This window comes from Paenibacillus sp. P4_A7, assembly GCF_056402455.1.
In genome coordinates this window covers 1-5,224 of record NZ_JBFUHJ010000403.1, presented here as the reverse complement: position 1 = coordinate 5,224, position 5,224 = coordinate 1, and the positions used below count along the sequence as shown (strand labels likewise).

Below are 5,224 nucleotides of genomic sequence, written 5' to 3'. Positions count from 1 at the left end.
TAGGAAAAGCCTTCGGTAAAACATTGCGGGAGTTTAAAAATGGAACCAATAACATTATGAATGACGATGATGAAACACCACAGGCTCAGCCGGGAACGCGTAAAGATATTCGCTCTGAGAAGGTTAATGTACAAGAAGCACAATACAGTGAAGTTACTACAGAAGCGAAATTAGAGGAAAACCCTCAGGAAAACCGCAGATCACCAGCTTGAACTGAAGATAGATAAGGTTGGTGAAATGATGCAAGACGATGCGATGTCTTTAGTCGAGCATTTGGGTGAATTACGCAAACGGATTTTATGGATAGCTGCTGTACTTGTGCTGGGGATGATCGGCGGTTTTTTTGTAGCTAAGCCCATACTGATTTATCTTCAAGAAGCCTCCCCTCTTGTCGATGCAAGCTGGCATGCTTTCTCACCTTGGGACGGAATAAGGGTTTATATGCAGGTATCCTTGATCTTAGCTTTAGTCGTTACAGGTCCTGTTACGTTATATCACCTTTGGTCATTTGTTAAACCAGGTCTAAGTAAWRAAGAGCAGAAGGCAACGATCGGTTATATTCCATATTCCGTTTTTTTGTTTTTAGTTGGTTTAGTTTTTGCTTATTTTGTGGTTTTTCCCATGACCTTTAAATTTGTCGCAGGATTGACAGAGAGCTTGGACATTACAGAAACGTACGGAATTACTCACTATTTTTCATTTATGTTTAATATTATACTACCTATCGCATTGTTATTTGAATTACCTGTGGTGGTCATGTTTCTTACACGGCTTCGTTTGGCTAATCCGCAGCGACTTCGTAAATTACGTAAATATGCTTACATGACGCTTGTTATTCTGTCAACGATTGTTACTCCACCTGATGCAATCTCAGCAATCATTGTCGCAATTCCACTTATTATTCTCTACGAGATCAGCGTGCTGCTCTCTGGAGTGGTTTATCAGAAGCAGCTGGCGAAAGACAGTATCAGTGAAGTGGAATATAGAGAGTAGTTGATCGTTCAGGGGAGATCAATGTATATAAGGGGGCTTTATTATGACAAGTATGAAGAAATCAAAGGCAAAGAATAGAGCGTAAATACTAATTTAAATAGGAGATGTGAAATCACATGAAATTGACAAAAGAATAAATTGATTTTTTTTAATACGTTTGGCTTTATTAAATTTCCACAGCTAGTAGCGGATAAATTGGATTGGATTCTAGAGGGATTTACACAAACGTTTCCAAATAATGACCCGCATGATGGTTTCAAAAAAACGTGTGTCATGCCGTTTATTGATCAACGGATGAGTACATTACTTGACTATCCAAGAATTGAGGGGATTGGTTCTGCTCTGCTAGGAGACGATTTCAACTATATGGGAAGCGACGGGAACTATTACACAGGTAAGACGAGCTCGCATAGAGATTTTATCTTGACAAGCTTGATGGGGATACGGGGGCACTGCGTGTGATTCCGGGAAGCCACCGCATGGAGGATCAATTCGGCAAGGACTTGGGGGAAAAAGCAAGCAAGAGTGATATGCACTGGGGTATAGGTGGGGAGAAGGTTCCGGCTTACGTGCTAGACGTTATTCCCGGAGACGTTCTGGTCTTTAACCACAATACATTTCATTCCGCCTGGAACGGGAGTACCCACCGGAGAATGTTCACGATGAATTTGTGCGAGTGTTACAAAGACCATGAATTTTCGGATTTGCTTGACTATATTGCAGGCGCCTCCAGGTTCTGGATTGACCGATACTATTCAGAGGTCATGATGAATACGGCATCACCGGAAAGAATGAAGCATCTGGAGCAAGTGATGGCTAATGATGGCCATCTGGCTGCATCAAGCGCACAAATGCGTTTGATGATGTCCGAGCCGTCTCGTGGATGACCGTTGAGAATTATAGAAGCGGCAAAAGATGCGGAATTCAGAGCAACGAAAAGTGATGATCGAGCCATCACGAGGTTAATATAATTTGCAAAAAAAGCTGGTGCTTCCTGAAAGGAGCATCAGCTTTTTCGGTTTTAGTCTAAGCTTCCTTAATTGCTTTAACGCGTAAAAACTCTTTAGGTGGGACACCAAATTTTAATTTAAATAAGCGAAAGAAGTTACTTTGGCTGGAAAACCCGCATTTTTCCATAATATCTGTAATTGTGAGGTTTTGATCGTTTAATAGCTCCATGGATGCTTCCAAACGAATTTCATTAATATAATCTCCAATTGAAATCATCTCGTTTGTTTTAAAGGTGCGCCCTAGATAGGATGGCGACAGCTTTAGCTTATCGGCCACAGCTTGCAGACTCAAATTTGGGTCAACAAATTGCTGGTGAATGATTTCTTTAACTGTCTCAAGCAGGGCCATTTTCTTATCCTCGTTGTTCGATTGAGGGACATTGATAATAGCATCTATAATTTGTTTCATTTCTATTTGAATATCATCTAAGGCCTCGAGCTTGAGAATCATTCGGGTTACGGGATCTATATCAACAGAAATAGAATGGAGCCGGTTATTGTTCAAATCACGTATCGTATATTTCAAATCCATCAAAAAATGCAGTAATAAATAACTGATGCTGTCCGCATCATATTGCCGGACCAATTGAAAATAATGAACTAAATCATTCTTACACCTCTCAGCCTGTCCAGATCGGATACCATCCATCAAGCGTTTTTTAGGCTCGTCGAGCGAGTTGGGTTCATTTTGTATGTTGTGTTCAGCTATCATTTCGGAGGTAATGATGCTTTGGCTACCGAAAATCATTCTGTATTTGGCATTCTGCAGCAATAATTCATACTGCTGATTAATTTCATCGTAGGATTCAATGGCTTCACTAACGACAAAGGATAAAGAGGTCTTATAGAAATTCATAATCACACGCTGGATATCTTGAAGCGCCAGCATCCAATTATCCAGCATAACATGATCATTGGCGAGCGGACTGAATAATAGGGCTAATTGTTCATTTCGCAAATTGATTATTTCCAGTCGGGCATAACGTACGACAAGCTCTTGCATAATGTTGGAGACCGCGAATAAAATCAGCTTTCGTTCWTTGTCACTATAATTCTGCAGCTGGTTTTCATTATCTATTAGTAGAATGGAAAGCCTGTAAGGACCCAACTCGCTAATGGCTAATTGATGCTGCACAATCAAGTCTTGAAACTCTGCGAGGCTCTCAAATGGTTTTTCCTGGACGATTCGTTGCAGGTAGTAATTTTTGGCGATGTTAAACTTAAACTGATGGTCCTCGGTTAAATGTTTCAACCTCTCCATAACAGAGCCATAGGTGTCAGAAATGAAAGTTAGTTCCAGCTTGTCGTGGCTGTCCCTATAGCCGCCTGAATCTGATCTTCTATGCTTCTGAATTTGATCCATGAGAATTTCTACAGGTTGATATAACTTATGAGAGACAAAGAATACACAGATAATGGATACTACAATGAAAAGCATCGTCAGTAAAATAGATGAATTACGCAGCTGTCCGATATTTTTCATCACATCACGGTAGGGTTGGATCGTCGCCAATTCCCAATTCAATGATTTGAGCTTCAAATGGGTCATGACATATCTTTCACCTTGAATTTTTATTATGGAAGAACCACTGTTATTCTTATCTGAATCTACGGGTTCATGGATACTTGCAGCTATATCTGTGCTTGCTTGAGAGCCAGGGGAGGGATCGTAAATAAATTTTTCCTGATCCAAAATATAGATGCTGCTTTGATCGGATTGTCCTGCTTGATTGAGATCAATTAAATTATTAAACAACCATTCTGCCTTGATATTAATAATCAAGGCATTCTCATTTTTATGGTAACCTTCGGAGGCAGAGTCGTACATCACTAGCGAGAAAATATAAATCGGATATTTCTTTTCAGTAAATTGATGAGGTATTAAGCTGAGCTTGGGTACATTCTGCTTTCCGTCAAGCAGCTTACGAAACCTTGCAGTCATTACACTATCCTTATCGCGCAGGAAAGAATTTCCACCTGAATAAAAAGTATCTGTTTTGCCATTGTACACAACTATAGAGTCCAAGTAGTTGGTCGACTCGGCATAGCTGTCCAGCTTATGAACAACTGCCAGTATTTCAAAAAGATCCAGATCATCCCGATTCATCAGAATATYCACATCATTGTTGAGGTAAAGCGACATCAGCTGTTGTACAAACATTTGATGCATATAATCGGTGCTGTAGCTTAACTGGGTAAGAACCTTTCGATTCGCATTATCAAGTATGCTTAGCGAGTTTTTCTGAGCGTTATAGATGAGTAGTGTCGACATTAAGGAAATAACGAGTACGGAAAGCGCCGTAAATGAGATTAGGATGCGGCTTAAATAACGTCTCGATTTATAAATTTTTAAGAAGAACATAGGTCACGCCCTTTGTTTATTCAGCACTTTCCTAAGATTATAACAACCTATTGTTTTTTGTGCTAGAGGAAACGAGGCTATTAGACAGTTAGAATGCATATTCGGATAAAAAGCATAATCTTGGAGTCCCTATTGCAGCGGTTTAGTAGGGAAGATCGGATTTAGGAGTTTTTTTAAAAGGCAATACATGTCTATATAGAGAGCAGCACCACATAACCCAAGGAAAGGTTTGAAACAACAATGTCCTCAGAAAATAATACTGAATTTTCCATATCTCCCTTTATTAATCGTAAACAGAATTGGACTCCGGATAAATGGAAGGCTGTCTGGCCTTTATTGGTTATGACGGTTCCTTTCTTCAGCTTAATGTTCATCTTCTCTTATGTTCCGCTTTGGGGCTGGTATATTGCCTTCACCAATTATTTCCCAGGAGATTCCTTTCTAAAAGCTGAATTCGTCGGATTTAAGCATTTTCAAACCTTATTTAATAGTGGTTTCCAGTTTCAAAACGCTATGCGCAACACTTTGATTTTTAGCGGCTTAGGCTTGCTGCTTAGTCCGCTTCCGATGATCTTTGCTATCATGCTGAAMGAAATTAGAGCTCAATGGTTCAAAAAGCTCGTGCAAACCGTGACCTCCTTTCCCCATTTTATTTCTTGGGTCATTGTATATTCGATTTTTTTCTCGTTTTTCTCTCTGGATGATGGATTTATTAATCGACTCCTTCTAAAAGCAGGACTGATTTCAAATGCGACAGATTTACTCGCCAATTCAGATATTGTGTGGTTTTTTCAAACAGGTATCGGCCTTTGGAAGGGTTTAGGGTGGGCTGCGATCATCTATATTGCCTCTATAGCCT

General features: G+C 39.9%; 5 protein-coding genes and 1 pseudogene. 5 read left to right on the top strand and 1 reads right to left on the bottom strand.

Features of this window, described 5'->3' with window-relative positions; genetic code table 11:
* From AC1DWN_RS27405 to AC1DWN_RS27390, 4 genes are all read left to right on the top strand, one after another.
* On the top strand, nt 1–212 hold a 212-nt coding region (locus AC1DWN_RS27405; protein WP_477562053.1), incomplete at its 5' end, for a Sec-independent protein translocase family protein.
* 25 nt (nt 213–237) lie between these two features.
* Nucleotides 238–993: a twin-arginine translocase subunit TatC gene (tatC, locus tag AC1DWN_RS27400; protein WP_477562052.1), complete on the top strand. Its 756-nt coding sequence runs from the start codon at nt 238–240 to the stop codon at nt 991–993.
* Between the two features lie 138 nt (nt 994–1,131).
* Nucleotides 1,132–1,455 carry a hypothetical protein gene (locus tag AC1DWN_RS27395; RefSeq protein ID WP_477562051.1) on the top strand — a complete coding sequence of 108 codons (324 nt, stop codon included), beginning with the start codon at nt 1,132–1,134 and terminating at the stop codon, nt 1,453–1,455.
* Nucleotides 1,452–1,880: a hypothetical protein gene (locus AC1DWN_RS27390; protein WP_477562050.1), complete on the top strand. Its 429-nt coding sequence runs from the start codon at nt 1,452–1,454 to the stop codon at nt 1,878–1,880. The genes AC1DWN_RS27395 and AC1DWN_RS27390 overlap by 4 nt, the downstream gene beginning before the upstream one ends.
* A 139-nt stretch (nt 1,881–2,019) precedes the next feature.
* Here AC1DWN_RS27390 and AC1DWN_RS27385 read toward each other — a convergent pair whose 3' ends face one another.
* Entirely contained in the window at nt 2,020–4,365 is a 2,346-nt protein-coding gene (locus tag AC1DWN_RS27385) for an AraC family transcriptional regulator (RefSeq protein WP_477562049.1), read from the bottom strand.
* A 240-nt stretch (nt 4,366–4,605) separates the two neighbouring features.
* Between AC1DWN_RS27385 and AC1DWN_RS27380 the strand changes: the two are divergent.
* Nucleotides 4,606–5,224, top strand: a pseudogene (locus AC1DWN_RS27380) (sugar ABC transporter permease); the annotation flags it as partial.